Here is an 18,579-nt window from a genome sequence, read left to right on the forward strand (position 1 = left end):
GCAAGAACGGCCTCCTGTGTGCTGGTGGCACACACAGGAGGCCGTTCGCTTGCCCCCTTTGCGGCTAAACCGCCGCCGCTCTCGCGGACCTGGTTGATCGCCGTGGGGTTGCTCAATTATCGCTTCGGTGGTTTTGGGGTTTTTTATTCCACCGTCACGGACTTCGCCAGGTTCCTGGGCTTGTCGATGTCCCGGCCCAGGGCCAACGCCGTGTGGTAGGCGAGGAGTTGGAGGGGGATGCCCATCAGGATCGGGTCCAGTTCGTCCTCGTTCTTCGGGACGACGACCGTCCGGTCGGCCTTCTCCTGCTCCTGGTGCGCCACCGCGAGGATCTTGCCGCTGCGGGCCTTGATCTCCTCCAGGGCGGCGCGGTTCTTCTCCAGCAGGTCGTCGTCGGGCACGATCGCGACCGTCGGCAGCGCGGGCTCGATCAGGGCGAGAGGGCCGTGCTTGAGCTCGGAGGCGGGGTAGGCCTCGGCGTGGATGTACGAGACCTCCTTGAGCTTCAGCGAGGCCTCACGGGCCACCGGGTAGCCGCGTACACGGCCGATGAAGAGCATCGAGCGGGCCTCGGCGTACTCCGCCGCCAGCTTCTCGATCTCGCCCTCCTGCTGAAGGATCTCCGAGATCTGCGCGGGCAGCCTGCGCAGGCCCTCGATGATCCGCTTGCCGTCGCGGACCGACAGGTCACGGGTGCGGCCCAGGTGCAGCGCGAGCAACGCGAAGGCGACCGTGGTGTTGGTGAAGCACTTGGTCGAGACGACGCAGACCTCGGGGCCTGCGTGGACGTAGATGCCGCCGTCCGCCTCGCGGGCGATGGCGCTGCCCACCACGTTCACCACGCCCAGGACCCGCGCGCCCTTGCGCTTCAGCTCCTGCACGGCGGCCAGTACGTCGTACGTCTCACCGGACTGGGAGACCGCGACGTACAGCGTGTCGGGGTCGACGACCGCGTTGCGGTAGCGGAACTCGGAGGCCGGCTCGGCGTCCGCAGGGATACGGGCCAGCTCCTCGATCATCTGGGCGCCGATCATGCCCGCGTGGTACGAGGTGCCACAGCCGAGGATCTTCACCCGGCGGATCTTGCGCGCCGCGCGGGCGTCCAGGTTCAGTCCGCCCAGGTGCACGGTGGAGAACCGGTCGTCGATGCGGCCGCGCAGCACCCGGTCCACGGCGTCGGCCTGCTCGTGGATCTCCTTGTGCATGTACGTGTCGTGGCCGCCCATGTCGTACGACTCGGCCTCCCACTCCACGGTGGTCGGCTCGGCGGTCGTACGGGTGCCCTCGGTGGTGTACGTACGGAAATCGTCGGCCTTGAGGGTGGCCATCTCGCCGTCGTCGAGGGTGACGATCTGGCGGGTGTGGGTGACCAGCGCGGCGACGTCGGAGGCGACGAACATCTCCTTCTCGCCGATGCCGAGGACGACCGGGGAACCGTTGCGGGCCACCACGATGCGGTCGGGGAAGTCGGCGTGCAGGACGGCGATGCCGTACGTGCCCTCGATGACGCGCAGCGTGTCGCGGACCTTGTCCTCCAGCTTCACGGCCTGCGAGCGGGCGATGAGGTGGGTGAGGACCTCGGTGTCGGTCTCGGAGAGGAACTCGACTCCGTCGGCCTCCAGCTTCCTGCGCAGGTCGGAGGCGTTGTCGATGATGCCGTTGTGAACGACGGCGACCTTGCCCTCGGCGTCCAGATGCGGGTGCGCGTTGACGTCGGAGGGGGCGCCGTGGGTGGCCCAGCGGGTGTGGGCGATGCCGGTGGTGCCCTTGAAGCGGGCCGGCACCTTGGCCTCCAGGTCGCGGACCCGGCCCTTGGCCTTGACCATCTTGAGGCCGGCCGTCTTCGGGCTGGTCACGACGATGCCGGCGGAGTCGTAGCCGCGGTACTCCAGGCGCTGCAGGCCTTCGAGGAGCAGCGGCGCCACGTCACGCTTGCCGATGTAACCGACGATTCCACACATACAGAAGGCCCCTAGCCGTAGATGATCTAGCCGTAGACGATGCGGCGCAGCTGCCTGAGCGTGAGCTCGGGCGGTGCGACCGCGCGGTACTTCAGGTCCGCTGCGATCCGTTCGAAGATCGCCGCGTTCACCAGGCCCTGAACCTGGAGCTCGCGATGGCGGCGACGGACGAATTCCTCGGTCGTCTCGTCGAAGTAGGCGAGCACGTCCTGTATCACCCGCAGTGCCTCGCCCCGGTTGAGGGCGGTGGAGCGCGTCAGATGATCAACGAGTTCGTCGTGCACTCGATGATCCTGAATGATGGGGCTCGTGATCGCAAGAAATCTGCCCGATATCGGGCAGCGTTGTGGCGGAACTGTCTCAAAGAATCTGAGTTGGTCGCAAAAGATCTATGCCGGCCCGAGGGTCGGCTCAGAGGTGCTTCAGGATGGCCTGCTTGGCCAGTGTGAACTCCTCGTCCGTGAGGACGCCCGACTTGTGTAGTTCGCCGAGTTCGCGCAGGCGGCGCAGAAGGGCGTCGTGGTCGGGCTCGGTGGGCGGCTCGGCGTCCTGGGCGGGGGCGTTCGACGCTATGGGCACCCGGTCCTCGATGGACGCCGACGGGTGCGGGAGGCGGGCCTGTACCGCCGCCGCGACCAGCGCCATCAGCGGGTCCTTCTTGAAGCCCCACAGCTCAATGGAGTTGGGGTCGTACTTCGGCGGGGCCTTGGTCGGGGCGCCTTTGACGGTGAAGCGCAGGGAGCCGTTCTCCAGGCCGATCGCGGGGTGCCACTCCACGGACTGGATGTCAGCGAAGTAGAGCATGCGGGAACCGGCCGCCGCCTTGGCTTCCTCCGTCTTCCAGTTCCAGTCCAGCCGTACGCGCTCCCCGTCGAAGCTCGCGGTGCCGTCTCCGGCGGACACCGACAGCGGCACGGACGGGCCCTGCACCAGGTAGCGGTCGACGGCGGTGGCCGGCACCTGGTCCAGCAGCAGCGCGTTGCGGATCTCCTCCACGAAGTACTCGGCGACGCCGTAGCGGTCGGAATCCACGCTGAGCTGATACGGGTCGTTCGGCTCCGCCAGCTTGCCGCCGGTCGCCTGCAACAGCGGGTCCGCGCCCTCCCGCAGCCGGAGCTTCAACCGCCCGGACTTCTTGCCCTGCTCGAAGGAGATCCCCGCCAACGCGCCCAGCGGGACGGTGATTTCGCCCAGCGTCTTACGCAACAGGCTCACGCTCTTGTCGCGCCCCGGTGTCAGGTGCAGGGCATCGCCGTCGAAGGTCCAAGTACCGTCCTTTTGGATGATTTCCGCCATGCGGCAATTCTGTACGACGGCGGGCGCCCCCTGGGACCGTACTTGAGGGCGCCCGCCTGCTTGTGGGGCTGTTGCTACAGCCCGGCTATGGGGTTTTTCAGGTTGCCGACGAGCTGGAGCGCGCCCGCCGGGTCGGAGAGATCCACCATCTGCTTGTTGTTGCGCAGCTGGAGCCGGTTGAGGCAGGACAGCGCGAACTGAGGCGCAAACATGTCGTACTGCCGGAACTTGTCGGCCAGTTCGGGCGCGGCTGCTTGATAGTCGCGTACGCAGTCGGCGACCGTCCGCCAGAAGTCGGTCTCCTCGATGACGCCCTCGTCCGCGAGATTCGAGGCCAGGAAGCGGAAGAAGCAGTCGAAGACGTCCGTGAGGATCGACAGGAGCTTCTTGTCCTCGGGCACCTCGACACGGATCCGCTCGACCACCGGCGGCAGCACCGCGTCCGGGTCCATCACCGCGATCTCCTCGGCGATGTCCTTGTAGATCACGCGTTGTACGACGCCGTCCTTCAGGACGAGGATGACGTTCTCGCCGTGCGGCATGAACACCAGGTCGTACGCGTAGAAGCTGTGCAGCAGCGGCGTGAGGTAGGCGTGCAGATAGCGGCGCAGCCACTCCGCCGGAGCCAGGCCCGAGCGTTCGATCAGCGCCGCCGCGATGGACGCGCCCTCGTGGTCCACATGGACGAGGGAGGCCATGGTGGCCAGTTGCTCGCCTTCGCGGAGGGTGGGGACCGGGCTTTCGCGCCACAGGGCGGCGAGCATCTTGCGGTACGGGGAGTAGCGGTCGGTGGCGGCTTCGTACTCCAGGTGCCGGTAGCCGACAGCCGCGCGCTCGCGGATGACCGACAGGCCGGTGGACTTCAACACCGGGTCGTTCTGGACGAGTTGGGCCAGCCAGTCGTTGATGGCCGGCGTCGCCTCCATGTACGCGGCGGACAGGCCGCGCATGAAGCCCATGTTGATGACCGACAGGGCGGTCTTCACATAGTGCTTCTCGGGGGCGCTCTTGTTGAAGAACGTCCGGATCGACTGCTGGGCCAGATACTCGTCGTCGCCCTCACCCAGGCACACGAGGTGCTGCTGGGCGACCTCGGCCGCGAAGGTCACGGAGAGTTTGTTCCACCACTGCCAGGGGTGGACGGGAATGAGGAGGTAGTCGTCCGGGTCGAGGCCCTTTTCGGTCAAGGTGACGGAGAACCGCTTCAGCGTCTCGTCCCCGAGCTCGGACCGCAGCAGGGACTCGTAGTCGATGCCGACGCCCGCCGTGAACGCCGCCCGTGAGCGGTGTGCCGCCAGCCAGATCAGCCGTACGGGGCTCGCGGTCTCAGGGGCGTACGAGAGGTACTCGTGGACCCCGAAGCCGAGCCGCCCGTTGTTGGCGACGAAGCAGGGGTGGCCCTCGGTCATCCCCGTCTCGATCTCCTGGAAGCCGCTCGTGGCGAGCTCGGCGGAGGTGAGCTGGGGCTTGGTGAGCTTGTAGCAGGTGCCGGAGAGGGTGGAGGAGATCTCCTCCAGATAGACCGGCAGCACCTCGTCGCTCAGGCCGAGCGCGCTCTTCAGCTCGATGAAGAACTCCAGGGCGTGCAGGGGGAGTTCCTTGCCGTCGCGGTGGCGGCTGATCGACTCGGCGTCGACCTGCCAGTGGTCGAGGGCGCGGCGGGTAGCGGTGAAGTGGTAGTGGGTGAGGCCGTCGTCGCTGCGTACGACGTACGAGCCGTCGTCGGTGGCCTCCGGGGTGAGGAGCCGCTCGTGGGAGAACTCGGCGAGGGCCTTGCGGATGAGGAGGCGGTTGGCGCGCGCCCAGCGTTCGGGGGACAGGTGCGCCACGGCGTCGGACAGGTGCGGTCCGGTTGCGGTGTCGGTGATCAGGGTCATATCGCCACTCCTCGCGAAGCCAAGAACTGTTCACGCGTGCAGAAGGACAGCAGCGCGCGCTTCTCCGGCTTCTGGATCTCGCGTACGGGCACAAAGCCGACGGTCTCGTTCAGCGCGTGCACCGCCGTGTTTGTCACGTCCGGTTCGACGACGACCCGCCGGGTGCGCGGGTCGGCGAACAGGGACTCCATCACCGCGGTGATCACGGCCCGGGTGAAGCCGTGCACGGGCATGTCCGTCGGTGCCACCAGGAAGTGCATGCCGACGTCACCGGGCTCGGGCTCGTACAGACCGACCAGCTCGACGTACCGCGGGTCGTACTTCTCCATCAGGAACGCCGGCTCGCCGTCGTGCAGCCCGATGAACGCGTCGTGGTGCTCATGGGCGGCGATCCGCATGTACTCGCGCTCCACGTCCTGGAGCCGGGCGCCCTGCATCATCCAGTAGGCCGCCTTGGGATGGGTCACCCAGGAGTGCAGCAGCTCGGCGTCGGAGAGCGGGTCGAGGGGGCGCAGCGAGAGCGCCCCGAGAATCGCAGTGCTCATACGGCGAACTCCTGGAACGCGATGGTCTTCTCGACGGGGTAGTACTCGGTGCCGAGCAGCTCGCGGATGATGTACGCGTTGCGGTACGCGCCCATGCCGAGGTCGGGTGACGTGATCGAGTGCGTGTGGACGCCCGCGTTCTGCAGGAAGATGCCGCGCCCGGTCGTGTCGATGGCGTAGTTGCGGGCCACGTCGTAGTTGCCCTGCGAGTCGTAGCAGATCCGGTCCCGTACGGGCTTCAGGAACTCCGGCTCCGCGTACTTGTAGCCGGTCGCCAGGATCAGGCCCTCGGAGTGCAGCTCGTAGTCCTTCTCCTGCTCCTCCTGACGCAGGCCGAGGGTGTACGTGCCGTTCTCATAACTCGCGCTGTTCAGCGAGGAGTTGGTGAGCAGCCGGGTAGGGACCGGACCGCCGAGGTTCTTCTGGTAGAGCAGGTCGAAGATCTCGTTGATCAGCTCACCGTCGATGCCCTTGAACAGGCCCTTCTGCTCCGACTGGAGGCGGTAGCGGGTCCGCTCCGGCAGCGCGTGGAAGTAGTCGATGTACTCCGGGGAGGTCATCTCCAGCGTGAGCTTGGTGTACTCGAGCGGGAAGAAGCGGGGCGAGCGCGTGACCCAGTTCAGCCGGTAGCCGTGGACGTCGATCTCGCTCAGCAGGTCGTAGTAGATCTCTGCGGCGGACTGCCCGCTGCCGACGAGCGTGATCGACTTCTTCGCCTGCAGTTCCTGCTTGTGCTGCTGGTAGCGGGAGTTGTGGATGAAGTCCCCGCCGAGACCCTGGCAGGCCTCGGGGATGTACGGCGGCGTTCCGGTGCCGAGCACGAGGTGGCGGGCGCGGTACGTCTCGCCGGCCTGTGTCCGTACGACATAGACGTCATCGGCGTACGTGACCTCGGTGACCGTCGTGTTGAAGCGGATGCTGGAGAGCTGCCCGGCGGCCCAGCGGCAGTAGTCGTCGTACTCGACGCGCAGCGGATAGAAGTTCTCGCGGATGTAGAACGCGTACAGACGCCCGGAGGACTTCAGGTAGTTGAGGAAGGAGTACGGGGACGTCGGGTCGGCCAGGGTGACCAGGTCCGACATGAACGGCGTCTGGAGGTGCGCGCCCTCCAGGAACATCCCGGAGTGCCACTCGAAGTCCGGCTTGGACTCCAGGAAGACGCCGTCGAGTTCGGTGATCGGCTCGGTGAGGCAGGCGAGGCCGAGGTTGAAGGGGCCGAGGCCGATCCCGATGAAGTCGTAGGTCTTCTCGGGGGATTCAGGAAGCGCGGTCAAGGGACTCTCCCAGGTACTGCTCGGCGTGGCCGGCTATCAGGTCGAGTACGGCGGCGATGTCGTCCGTCGTGGTCTCGGGGTTGAGCAGGGTGAACTTCAGGTAGTGGCGGCCGCCGACCTTGGTGCCCGCGACGACCGCGTCACCGGAGGCGAACAGGGCCTTGCGGGCGTACAGGTTGGCGCGGTCGATCTCGGCCGGGTCGGTGACGGACGCCGGGATGCAGCGGAAGACGAGGGTGGACAGCGACGGCTCGACGACCACGTCGAAGCGCGGGTCGGCGGCGAGCAACTCCCAGCCCTCCTGCGCCAGTTCACAGACCTCGTCGAAGAGTTCGCCGATGCCGTCGGCGCCCATCACGCGCAGCGTCATCCACAGCTTGAGCGCGTCGAAGCGGCGGGTGGTCTGCAGGGACTTGTCGACCTGGTTGGGGATGCGCTCGTGCACCATGCGACGCGGGTTGAGGTACTCCGCGTGGTACGTGGCATGCCGCAGCGTGGCCGCGTCCCGGACCAGCACGGCGGACGAACTCACCGGCTGGAAGAAGGACTTGTGGTAGTCGACGGTGACGGAGTCGGCGCGCTCGATGCCGTCGATGAGGTGACGGTTCTTCAGCGAGGTGAGCAGCCCGCAGCCGTACGCCGCGTCGACGTGCAGCCAGGCGCCGAACTGCTCGCACAGTTCGGCGATCTCGGGCAGCGGGTCGATGGAGCCGAAGTCGGTGGTGCCCGCGGTGGCGATGACGGCCATCGGGATCAGCCCGTCGCGGCGGCAGCGCTCCAGCTCATGGGCGAGCGCGACGGTCTGCAGGCGCTTGTCGTGGCCGACGGGTATGGAGACCACGGAGTCCTGGCTGAGTCCGAGGAGTTTCGCCGACTTCTTGACGCTGAAGTGGCTCACCTCGGAGGCGAAGACGCGCAGTTTGGCGTACGAGTCGGTCTTGGCCTCCTCGCGGGCAAGGAGCAGCGCCTGGAGGTTGGACTGGGTGCCGCCGCTGGTGAACACGCCGTCGGCGGCCGGGCCGAGGCCGATGCGCTCGGTGGTCCAGTCGATGAGCCGGCGCTCGATGAGGGTGCCGCCGGCCGACTGGTCCCAGGTGTCCAGCGAGGAGTTGACGGCCGAGAGGACCGCCTCGCCGACGACGGCGGGGATCACGACCGGGCAGTTGAGGTGCGCCAGATAGCGCGGGTGGTGGAAGTAGATCGCGTCGCGCAGGTAGAGCTCTTCGAGCTCGTCCAGGGCCGCGGTGGTGTCGAGCAGCGGCCGGTCGAGGTCGACCTTGTCGATGCGCGGCGCGAGGGCGTCGACCGTGACGCCGGTGAACGGACGGTCGGTGGTGGCGAGTTTGGCCGCCACCCGCTCGATTCCTTCGGTCACGGAGCTGCGGTACCGCTCCGCGGTCGTGTCATTGAGCAGGTGCGAGCGCATGGGGGGTTTCCTCCGGGGACAGAGAGGGTGGGGGCGCGGTGTTCCTGAGAGCATGTGACTTAGGTAAGGCTAACCTAACTTCCCGGCTCTCGCTCGTCCCTCATGTCCCTTTAGTTGCACGTATGCCGGCGTTTGGTGGCTGTCCGTGAGGGATGAATCACTCTCCTTGCTCGAGCCGCTGGTCCTCGGTCAGCCCGAGCCGCCAGTAGCCGACGAACCTGACCCGTCGGCGGTCGATCTCCCGCTCGCGCACGAGATGGCGGCGCAGCTCCTTCACGCGGCCGGCCTCGCCCGAGATCCAGGCGTACGGGCTTTGTGCGGGCGGGAGTTGGGCGGCGCGGATCGCGTCGAGGGCCATGGGGGACCCCTCGTCGCGTACGAGCCAGGTGATCTCGGCGTCCGCGTCGGTGCTCAGCTCCAGGCGGTCGCCCGCGTGCGGGACCTCCAGCCAGACGCGGGCCCTGGTCCTGGCCGGCAGCGACTCCAGGATGGCCGCGGCGGCGGGCAGGGCCGTCTCGTCCGCCCACATGACGACCAGATCGGTGTCGGTGGGCGGACGGAAACGTATCGCCCCGTTGTCGGCGACCGCCGGGCCGATCAGGGCGACATGGTCACCGGCCTTGGTGTCGGCGGCCCAGCGCGAGGCCGGGCCTGCCGGGGTGGCGGCCCCGGGCTCCGTGCCGTGCAGCACGAAGTCGATGTCGATCTCGGTGGTCAGTCCCTGCGCGTCGCGGCGCAGTGCGCGCAGCGTGTACGAGCGCATCACCGCCCGTACGTCTTCGGGGATGCCGAGGTATGCCTGGCGCCAGCCCTCGCCGTACTCCAACGGCAGGACGGGCTTCTCCTGCCCCGGGCGCGGCAGGAAGAGCGAGAGGCTCTGGTCCAGGCCGTCGGAGGCGAAGGCGTGCAGGTCGCTGCCCGCGAAGGTGACGCGGACGAGAGACGGGCTGAGCCGCCTCGTCCGTACGACCTGGAGAGAGAAGATACGGTACGGGGCGGCTACGGCCGTCGTCATGCGTGCTCCTGAGTTCTCGTCAGGGGGCGGGCTTGTTCGGCAACGCCGGCGGGTCAGGCGACCTTCTTGGCTTTCTCGATGGCCGTGGCGAGGTTCTCGAGGATGGGCGCGCACTTGTCGTAGGACAGGATCGGCTCCGGGTCACGCGCGATGACCTGACCGGCCTTGACCGCGGGCAACTGCTTCCACGTGCCCTCGGTGATGTCGGCGGGCTGAATCGCCGAGGTGCGGTTGTCCATCAGGATGAGATCCGCGGGGTACTTGTCGACGTTCTCCCAGCTCAGGTTCTCGAACCAGCCGCCGCTGGCCTTCAGTACGTCGGCGGGGGGCTCGACGAAGTTCACGCCGAGCGCCTTGAAGTACTCCAGGTCGATGGAGAGGTTCGAGGTGGAGACGTAGAAGATGTCCTGGCTCGCGGAACCGGCCAGCACCCTGATGCCCGGGTTGGCCTTGACGGCGGCGCGCACCCTGGCGGAGGCGTCCTCGAAACGCTTCTTGGCGGCGGTGACCTTCTCGGCCTTCACATCGGCGCCCAGCGACTCGGCGAGCTCCATCATGCGCTGCAGCGGCTCGGTCAGCTGGCGGTCGTAGACGGAGATGCCGACGCTCGGGGCGAGGGCGGCGATCTTGTCCTTGGACTCCTCGGGGACGTACCAGAGCGTGCCCGCGTCGTCGAACATGGTGGTGATCAGCACGTCGGGCGCCAGGGTCGCGTACTTCTCGACGTTGAACTGGCCGAACTCGTTGCCGAGAATGGTCACCTTGCTGATGTCGAGGTCGCCGGCCTGGACGTCGGCCTTGCCGTCCTTGGTCTCGGTGGGGCCGAAGACGCCCTTGACCGCGATGCCGTAGTCGTGGAGCGCGGCGGCGACGCCGGTGAACGCGACGATGGTCGCCGGGATCTGATCGGTCTTGACGGTCTCGCCGCGGTCGTCCTTGAAGCTCCAGGGGCCGGACTTGGCGGACTCCGTCGAGTCCGCAGAACCACCGCTTTGCTCGTCGTCGTCGCCGCAGGCCGCGAGGACAGCGCCAAGGCCGAGGGCGCCGCCCGCGGCGAGGACGCCGCGGCGGGTGAGGTGGGCGGAACGGGCGTTGAACATGGTGGTGACTGCTTTCGCACAGGGCGGATGCCCGAAGGACAGGTTTCAAGGTAGGTTAGCCTAACCTTACGACGTGTCCAGAGCGCGGGCCTCACCTGCGGAAATGCCCGAGGCCGCTCCCGTCCGAGCCTGTGCGGACCCTGTGCGGCTCGGATGCGGACCGGCCGCTGCCCGGGTGCTGCGAGGGCGTCGGCGGGGTGGCTTTTCAGCCCGCCAGGCCCAACTCCCGTGCAATCAGCATGCGTTGGACCTCGCTCGTGCCCTCGCCGATCTCCAGGATCTTGGAGTCGCGCCACATACGGGCCACCGGGTACTCGTTCATGAAGCCGTAGCCGCCGTGGATCTGGGTGGCGTCGCGGGCGTTGTCCACGGCGATCGTGGAGGAGTAGAGCTTGGCCAGGGCCGCCTCCTTCTTGAAGGGGTCGCCGGTCACCAGGCGGGAGGCCGCGTCGCGCCAGGCGAGGCGGGACGTGTGGGCCTTCATCTCCATGTCGGCGATCTTGAACTGGATCGCCTGGTTCGCGCCGATCGGGCGGCCGAAGGCGTGGCGCTCCTTGGCGTACTTCAGGGATTCGTCGACGCAGCCCTGCGCCAGACCCGTCGCCAGGGCCGCTATGGCGATACGGCCCTCGTCGAGGATGCGGAGGAACTGGGCGTAACCGCGGCCCTCCTCACCGAGCAGGTTCGCGGCGGGTACGCGGACGTCGTCGAAGGACAGCTCACGGGTGTCCGAGGCGTTCCAGCCGACCTTCGAGTACGGGGGCGCTACCGTGAAGCCCGGAGTCCCGGACGGGACGATGATCGCCGAGATACGCGGCTTGCCCTCGGCGGTGCGGCCGGTGACCGCCGTGACCGTGACCAGAGCCGTGATGTCCGTCCCGGAGTTGGTGATGAAGCACTTGGTGCCGTTGATCACCCATTCGTTCGTCGCCTCGTCGAGACGGGCCGTCGTACGGGTCGCACCGGCGTCCGAGCCGCCGTCCGGTTCGGTCAGGCCGAAGGCGCCGAGGATCTCACCCGTGCAGAGGCGGGGGAGCCATTCCCGCTTCTGGGCCTCCGTGCCGAAGAGGTGGATCGGCATCGCGCCCAGCGAGACGCCCGCCTCCAGCGTGATCGCCACCGAGGAGTCCACGCGGGCCAACTCCTCCAGCGCGATGCCCAGCGCGAGATAGTCGCCGCCCATACCGCCGTACTCCTCCGGGAACGGCAGCCCGAACAGGCCCATCCGGCCCATCTCCCGCACGATCTCGTACGGGAACTCATGCCGCTCGTAGAAGTCACCGATCTTCGGGGCGACAACGTCGTGTGCGAACTCCTCGACCGTACGCCGGAGTTCTTCGAGTTCGGGGGAGAGCCGATGGTCAAGTGACATGGGGGATCACTCCTTGTGGGAGAGGGCGCGGACGGTGCGGGAAGGGCTGGGGCGGCCCAGTCGGTCGGCCATCCACACGCTCGTGGCGATAAGACGGTCGAGGTCGACTCCGGTGTCGATGCCGAGGCCCCGCAGCATCCACACGAGGTCTTCGGTGGCGAGGTTGCCGGTGGCGGACTTGGCGAACGGGCAGCCGCCCAGGCCTCCGGCGGACGCGTCGACGGTCGTGACGCCGTGCTGAAGTGCCGCGAGGGTGTTGGCGAGGGCCTGGCCGTAGGTGTCGTGGAAGTGCACGCCGAGGGTGTGCGTGGGGACGCCCGCTTCGTTGAGGGCGCTGAGGAGTGCCCGTACGTGCCCGGCGGTCGCGACGCCGATCGTGTCGCCCAGACTCAGTTCGTCGCAGCCCATGTCGAGCAGGGCCCTGCAGACCCGTACGACCTGAGGGATCGGGACCGCGCCCTCCCACGGGTCCCCGAAGCTCATGGAGATGTAGCTGCGGACGTGGCAGCCTTCCGTCTTCGCCCGGCTCACCACCGGCTCGAACATGGCCAGCGACTCGTCGAGCGTGCGGTTGAGGTTGGCCTTCGCGAAGGACTCGGTGGCACTGGCGAAGACGGCGACCTGCCGGGCGCCGAGCGCCAGGGCGCGGTCCAGGCCGCGTTCGTTCGGCACGAGGACCGGGAGAGCGACCGGGAGTTCGCTGACGCGGGGGAACAGTTCTTCCGCGTCCGCCAGTTGGGGCACCCACTTCGGATGTACGAAGCTGGTGGCCTCGATGGTCGTCAGGCCTGCGTCGGCGAGGCGGTGGATGAACTCCGCCTTGACCTCCGTCGGGACCGTGCCCTTCTCGTTCTGCAGGCCGTCACGGGCGCCGACCTCGTAGATCCGGACGGCGGCCGGGAGGCCCTGGGCGGGGACGGCCATGGGGAGTCCCAGTTCGGGAGTGGTCATGATGTGGCCTCTTCCTGCTCCTGCCCCAGCTCTTGCTCCTGGGGCGCGATGACGGCCAGTACCTGGTCCATGGCGACGGTCGAGCCCGGAGTGACGTCCAGCTCGGCGACGGTGCCGGCATGTGGGGCGGAGATGACGTGCTCCATCTTCATCGCCTCGACGACCAGCAGACTTTGTCCGGCGGTCACTTCGTCGCCGACGGCCACCTTCACTACGGTGACGGTGCCGGGCATGGGGGCGGTGAGGGAGTCGACGCCGGTGTGGGCGGCGCCGGTGAGGGAGGCGGCTACGGGGTCGTGGTCGAGGACGTTCCAGGCGTCGCCGTCGCGGCCGAGCCAGGTGCCTGCCGGCAGGGTGGCGAAGGTGTGGGTGACGCCGTTCAGGTGGAGGGTGACCGTGGAGGGGTTTTCTTCCCCAAGCCCACCCCTTCCCGAAGCCGGGGGCAAGCCCCCAGACCCCCACAAGACTTCCGCGTCGCGGAGGGTGCCGCGTACGCGTACCTCGACGGGGTCGTGGCCGGGCACGCGCAGGTGGTGCACGGTCCAGGCGGGCTCCCCGCCGAGCCGCCACCCGCTGGGTACCGAGAAAGGATCGGTCCACTCAACCAGCCCGTCCGGCGATTGAGGACGAGGCCGTTCAGGCCGAAGGGGGGTCTGGGGGCGCAGCCCCCAGCTTCGGGAAGGGGCGGGCTTGGGGAAAAGTTCCGCTTGTCGCAGCAACCCCGCCGCCACGTACACCTCACCCGGCACCTCAGCCGAGACCAGCCCGTCAACCTCCCGCTCCACCAACCCCGTGTCCAACTCCCCGGCCACAACGGCAGGATGAGCCAACAGCCTCCGCAGGAACCCCGCGTTGGTCGGCACCCCCAGCGTCACCGTCCCGGCAAGCGCGGCCCGCAGCTTCCGCAGAGCCGTCGCCCGGTCAGCCCCGTACGCGATGACCTTGGACAGCATCGGGTCGTACAGGCTGCCGACCTCGGTGCCTTCACTGAGACCCGAATCGATGCGGACGCCGTCCCCCTGGGGTTCACGCAGAGCCAGAACCGTCCCCCCGGAGGGAAGGAACCCCCGCGCCGGATCCTCCGCGCAGATCCGCGCCTCGATCGCATGCCCCGTGAGCGTGATGTCCTCCTGCCCGTACGGCAGCCGCTCACCCGCCGCGACCCGAAGCTGCCACTCGACAAGATCGATCCCCGTGACCATCTCCGTCACCGGATGCTCGACCTGGAGCCGGGTGTTCATCTCCATGAAGCAGTACGCCGACGGGTCGTCGCCCGGCACGATGAACTCGACCGTGCCCGCACCCACGTACCCGCAGGAGCGCGCCGCCTCGACCGCCGCGGCCCCCATGGCCGCCCGTGTCTTCTCGTCGAGCAGTACGCTCGGCGCCTCCTCGATGATCTTCTGGTGCCGGCGCTGGAGGGAGCACTCGCGCTCGCCCAGATGCACCACATTGCCGTGGCCGTCCGCCAGGACCTGGATCTCGATGTGCCGGGGCCGGTCGATCCACCGCTCCACGAGCAGCGTGTCGTCGCCGAAGGAGGCACGGGCCTCCCGCCGGGCCGCCGCGATCTCCTCGCTCAGCACCGACAGGTCGCGCACCAGGCGCATCCCCTTGCCACCACCGCCCGCCGAGGGCTTGAGCAGCACGGGTGCGCCCAACTCGCGGGCCGCGTCCTCCAGTTCGGGATCGGCGGCACCCGGCACCACCGGAACCCCGGCCGCCTTCACCGTCTCCTTGGCGCGGATCTTGTCGCCCATGAGCTCGATGGCCGAGGCGGGCGGCCCGATGAAGACGAGCCCGGCGTCGGCACACGCACGCGCGAAGGCAGCGTTCTCGGCGAGGAAGCCGTACCCGGGATGCACCGCCTGTGCCCCGCTCGCGGCAGCCGCCTCCAGCAGCCGCTCCACCGACAGATAGCTCTCACCCGCCGGCGCCGGACCGATCCGTACGGCCGTGTCCGCCTCGCGGACGTGTCGTGCGTCGGCGTCCGCATCGCTGAAGACGGCCACCGAACGCACACCCAGCGACCGGAGCGTACGGATGACCCGGACCGCGATCTCGCCCCGGTTGGCCACAAGCACTGTCTCGAACATTCCCACCCTCACATCCGGAAGACGCCGAACTGGGGCTCACCCAGGGGCGCGTTGGCGCAGGCGGTCAGGGCGAGACCCAGCACCTGCCGGGTCTCCATCGGGTCGATGACCCCGTCGTCCCAGAGCCGGGCCGTCGCGTAATAGGCGTTGCCCTGGCGCTCATACTGCGCGCGGATCGGCTCCTTGAAGGCCTCTTCCTCCTCGGCGGGCCAGGACTCGCCGCGGGCCTCCAACTGGTCGCGCTTGACGGTCGCGAGGACCGACGCGGCCTGTTCGCCGCCCATCACGGAGATCTTGGCGTTGGGCCACATCCACAGGAAGCGCGGGGAGTACGCCCGGCCGCACATCGAGTAGTTGCCCGCGCCGTACGAGCCGCCGATCACCACCGTCAGCTTCGGTACGCGCGTACTGGCCACCGCCGTGACCATCTTGGCGCCGTGCTTGGCGATGCCGCCCGCCTCGTAGTCACGCCCCACCATGAAGCCCGAGACGTTCTGCAGGAACACCAGCGGGATCCCGCGCTGGTCGCACAGCTCGATGAAGTGGGCGCCCTTCTGGGCCGATTCGGAGAACAGGATGCCGTTGTTGGCGATGATCCCGACCGGATGCCCGTGCACCCGCGCGAACCCCGTCACCAGCGTCTGCCCGAACTCCGACTTGAACTCCGCGAAACGTGAGCCATCCACCACGCGCGCGATGACCTCGCGTACGTCATAGGGGGTACGGGAATCCACCGGCACCACGCCGTACAGCCCCGCCGGGTCCGCCTTCGGCTCCACGGCCGGTGCGACCGACCAGGGCAGTGACCCGCGCGCGGGGAGGGTGGAAACGATGGTGCGGACGATCCGCAGCGCGTGCGCGTCGTCCTCCGCGAGATGGTCGGTGACACCCGACACGCGTGCGTGGACCTCGCCGCCGCCCAGCTCCTCGGCGGTGACGACCTCTCCCGTCGCGGCCTTCACCAGGGGCGGGCCACCCAGGAAGATCGTGCCCTGATTGCGCACGATCACGGCCTCGTCGCTCATGGCGGGGACGTACGCCCCACCCGCCGTGCACGAACCGAGCACCGCCGCGATCTGCGGGATCCCCGCCCCCGACATCCGCGCCTGGTTGTAGAAGATCCGCCCGAAGTGCTCGCGATCGGGGAAGACCTCGTCCTGCATGGGCAAAAACGCGCCCCCGGAGTCCACCAAGTACACACAGGGGAGGCGGTTTTCCAGCGCCACCTCCTGGGCGCGCAGATGCTTCTTCACCGTCATCGGGTAGTACGTGCCGCCCTTGACGGTCGCGTCATTGGCGACGATCACGCACTCCCGGCCGCTCACCCGCCCGATCCCGGCGATGACGCCCGCGGCCGGCGCCTGGTCGTCGTACATCCCGTCGGCGGCGAGCGGGGCCAGCTCCAGGAAGGGTGAGCCCGGGTCGAGGAGGGCGTCCACGCGGTCGCGCGGCAGCAGCTTTCCGCGCGCGGTGTGCCGGGCGCGGGCCCGCTCGCCGCCGCCGAGCCGGGCCGTGGCCAGCTTCTGCCGCAGCTCGTCGACCAGCGCGCGGTGCGCCGCCTCGTTGGCCTGCCAGGCCGCCGACGCAGGGTCGGCCGCGCTGGTCAGCTCCGGTGCCTCCTGCATCGCGGAGTCCCCTCACCTTGTTAATGAGCGTTAACGTCCTGCCTCCAGGTTAACGACCGCTAACCTCCCTGTCTAGAATTACCTCCATGGCCACCAGAACCGAAACCCTCACCCGCCGCGAACAGATCCTGAAGGAGGCCGCCCGGCTCTTCGCCGAGCGCGGCTTCCATGGTGTCGGGGTCGACGAGATAGGGGCGGCGGTCGGCATCAGCGGACCAGGCCTGTACCGGCACTTCGCGGGCAAGGACGCGATGCTCGCCGAGCTGCTCGTGGGGATCAGCGGGCAGTTGCTGACCGGTGGCAAGCGGCGGGCCGCCGAGGCCGCCGGGAACCCCGAGGCGGTCCTCGACTCGCTCGTCGAAGGGCACATCGACTTCGCGCTCGACGACCGCCCTCTGATCACCTTGCACGACCGCGAGCTGGACCGCCTCCGGGACAGCGACCGCAAGCTCGTACGGCAGCTCCAACGGCAGTACGTAGAGCTGTGGGTGGAGGTCGTGCGCGAGGTCTACCCCGACCTCGCCGAATCGGGCGCCCGGGCCGCCGTCCATGCGGTCTTCGGGCTGCTGAACTCGACGCCGCACCTCGGGCGTCCCGGTTCGCTGCCCGGCCGGGCGGGGACGGCGGCGTTGCTGCACCGGATGGCGCGAGGGGCTTTCGAGGCGGCGGCCGTCTCGGCTCCGGGGTGAACTCCGGTCCAGCGCGCCCCGGATCCTGGCGTGACCCCGGTCCCGGCGTGACCTACGTCTCTGGACGACTGTCATAACCGGCGGGTAGCGTGGGTTGCTGAGCAAGCGCTTAGGTAACGGCGCTTGGGACCGAGCAGCGCGAGCCAAGGAGCCGTACACGATGCGCCGTACCGTCTTCAACGAGGATCACGAGGCGTTCCGGGAGACCCTGCGAGCCTTCATCGAGGCCGAGGTCGTCCCCGTGTACGACGAGTGGTTCGCCGCGGGCCAGGCGCCGCGCGACTTCTACTACAAGCTCGCCGAGCTGGGCGTCTTCGGGATCCGCGTCCCCGAGGAGTTCGGCGGCGCCGGCATCGACTCGTACAAGTTCGAGGCCATCATGTACGAGGAGACCGCCCGTGCGGGCGTCTCCTTCGGCGGCTCCGGTGTGCATGTGCTGCTCGGTCTGCCGTACATCAAGATGCTCGCCACCGACGAGCAGAAGAAGCGGTTCCTGCCGAAGTTCGTCTCCGGCGAGGAGATGTGGGCCCTCGCGATGACCGAGCCGGGCACCGGCTCCGACCTCGCGGGCATGAAGACCACCGCGAAGCTCTCCGACGACGGCACGCACTATGTGCTCAACGGCGCCAAGACCTTCATCACCGGCGGTGTGCACGCCGACCGCGTCATCGTCTGCGCCCGCACCTCCGCCCCGCGCGAGGACGACCGCCGCTTCGGCATCTCCCTGTTCGCCGTCGACACCAAGTCCGAGGGCTACTCCGTCGGCCGCAAGCTGGACAAGCTCGGCCTGAAGACCTCCGACACCGCCGAGCTGGCGTTCGTCGACGTGAAGGTGCCGGTCGACGACCTGCTCGGCGAGGAGAACAAGGGCTTCGCCTACCTCGGCACGAACCTCGCCTCGGAGCGCTGGGGCATCGCCTACGGCGCGTACGCGCAGGCCGAGGCGGCGGTCCGGTTCGCCAAGGAGTACGTCCAGGACCGTACGGTCTTCGGCAAGACGGTCGCCTCCTTCCAGAACACCAAGTTCGAACTGGCCGCCTGCCAGGCCGAGGTCGACGCCGCGCAGGCCGTCGCCGACCGCTCCCTGGAAGCCCTCGACGCGGGCGAGCTGTCCCCGGCCGAGGCCGCGAGCGCCAAGCTGTTCTGCACCGAGGTCGCACACCGCGTCATCGACCGCTGCCTCCAGCTGCACGGCGGCTACGGCTTCATGAACGAGTACCCGATAGCCCGTCTGTACGCCGACAACCGCGTCAACCGGATCTACGGCGGCACCAGCGAGGTCATGAAGATGATCATCGCGAAGGACATGGGCCTGTAAGCCGCCCGCAATCAGTGCACGATACAACCGGCAT

15 protein-coding genes are annotated in these 18,579 nt (G+C 68.4%); 2 read left to right on the forward strand and 13 right to left on the reverse strand.

Annotation, left to right across the window (positions count from 1 at the left end; genetic code table 11):
• Positions 1-143: 143 nt before the first annotated feature.
• From glmS to ACYVO6_RS05120, 13 genes are all read right to left on the reverse strand, one after another.
• Positions 144-1,961 carry a glutamine--fructose-6-phosphate transaminase (isomerizing) gene (gene glmS, locus ACYVO6_RS05060; protein ID WP_461057661.1) on the reverse strand — a complete coding sequence of 606 codons (1,818 nt, stop codon included), beginning with the start codon at positions 1,959-1,961 and terminating at the stop codon, positions 144-146.
• Positions 1,962-1,987: 26 nt separating this feature from the next.
• On the reverse strand, positions 1,988-2,245 hold the full coding sequence (locus tag ACYVO6_RS05065; RefSeq protein ID WP_461057663.1) for a hypothetical protein: 258 nt from the start codon (positions 2,243-2,245) through the stop codon (positions 1,988-1,990).
• A 127-nt stretch (positions 2,246-2,372) separates the two neighbouring features.
• The gene (locus tag ACYVO6_RS05070) at positions 2,373-3,257 is read right to left on the reverse strand and encodes a DUF4429 domain-containing protein (protein WP_461057665.1); all 885 of its coding nucleotides are present in this window, start codon (positions 3,255-3,257) and stop codon (positions 2,373-2,375) included.
• 74 nt (positions 3,258-3,331) lie between these two features.
• Positions 3,332-5,134: an IucA/IucC family protein gene (locus ACYVO6_RS05075; RefSeq protein WP_461057667.1), complete on the reverse strand. Its 1,803-nt coding sequence runs from the start codon at positions 5,132-5,134 to the stop codon at positions 3,332-3,334.
• On the reverse strand, positions 5,131-5,679 hold the full coding sequence (locus tag ACYVO6_RS05080) for a GNAT family N-acetyltransferase (RefSeq protein WP_461057669.1): 549 nt from the start codon (positions 5,677-5,679) through the stop codon (positions 5,131-5,133). The genes ACYVO6_RS05075 and ACYVO6_RS05080 overlap by 4 nt, the downstream gene beginning before the upstream one ends.
• Positions 5,676-6,953: a lysine N(6)-hydroxylase/L-ornithine N(5)-oxygenase family protein gene (locus tag ACYVO6_RS05085; protein WP_461057671.1), complete on the reverse strand. Its 1,278-nt coding sequence runs from the start codon at positions 6,951-6,953 to the stop codon at positions 5,676-5,678. The genes ACYVO6_RS05080 and ACYVO6_RS05085 overlap by 4 nt, the downstream gene beginning before the upstream one ends.
• Positions 6,937-8,379, reverse strand: coding sequence for a lysine decarboxylase DesA (desA, locus tag ACYVO6_RS05090; protein ID WP_461057673.1), 1,443 nt, complete (start codon positions 8,377-8,379; stop codon positions 6,937-6,939). The genes ACYVO6_RS05085 and desA overlap by 17 nt, the downstream gene beginning before the upstream one ends.
• A gap of 157 nt (positions 8,380-8,536) precedes the next feature.
• Positions 8,537-9,394, reverse strand: a complete 858-nt coding sequence (locus ACYVO6_RS05095) for a siderophore-interacting protein (RefSeq protein ID WP_461057675.1) — start codon at positions 9,392-9,394, stop codon at positions 8,537-8,539.
• A 53-nt stretch (positions 9,395-9,447) separates the two neighbouring features.
• Entirely contained in the window at positions 9,448-10,494 is a 1,047-nt protein-coding gene (locus tag ACYVO6_RS05100) for an ABC transporter substrate-binding protein (RefSeq protein ID WP_461057677.1), read from the reverse strand.
• A 205-nt stretch (positions 10,495-10,699) separates the two neighbouring features.
• Entirely contained in the window at positions 10,700-11,866 is a 1,167-nt protein-coding gene (locus ACYVO6_RS05105) for an acyl-CoA dehydrogenase family protein (protein WP_461057679.1), read from the reverse strand.
• Positions 11,867-11,872: 6 nt separating this feature from the next.
• Complete coding sequence (locus ACYVO6_RS05110; RefSeq protein ID WP_461057681.1) at positions 11,873-12,817, reverse strand: hydroxymethylglutaryl-CoA lyase; 945 nt, start codon at positions 12,815-12,817, stop codon at positions 11,873-11,875.
• Positions 12,814-14,913: an acetyl/propionyl/methylcrotonyl-CoA carboxylase subunit alpha gene (locus tag ACYVO6_RS05115; protein WP_461057683.1), complete on the reverse strand. Its 2,100-nt coding sequence runs from the start codon at positions 14,911-14,913 to the stop codon at positions 12,814-12,816. The genes ACYVO6_RS05110 and ACYVO6_RS05115 overlap by 4 nt, the downstream gene beginning before the upstream one ends.
• An 8-nt stretch (positions 14,914-14,921) precedes the next feature.
• Positions 14,922-16,538 (reverse strand): carboxyl transferase domain-containing protein, encoded by a 1,617-nt coding sequence (locus ACYVO6_RS05120; protein WP_461057685.1) that lies wholly within the window; start codon positions 16,536-16,538, stop codon positions 14,922-14,924.
• An 86-nt stretch (positions 16,539-16,624) separates the two neighbouring features.
• Here ACYVO6_RS05120 and ACYVO6_RS05125 point away from each other — a divergent pair, with 86 nt between their 5' ends.
• Together ACYVO6_RS05125 and ACYVO6_RS05130 are read left to right on the forward strand one after the other, a co-directional pair.
• A complete protein-coding gene (locus ACYVO6_RS05125; protein WP_461057687.1) occupies positions 16,625-17,227 on the forward strand; it encodes an SACE_7040 family transcriptional regulator in 603 nt (200 codons plus the stop codon).
• 160 nt (positions 17,228-17,387) lie between these two features.
• A complete protein-coding gene (locus ACYVO6_RS05130; protein ID WP_352372514.1) occupies positions 17,388-18,545 on the forward strand; it encodes an acyl-CoA dehydrogenase family protein in 1,158 nt (385 codons plus the stop codon).
• The last annotated feature ends 34 nt before the right edge of the window (positions 18,546-18,579 follow it).

It is taken from the genome of Streptomyces pseudoechinosporeus, from assembly GCF_054783935.1.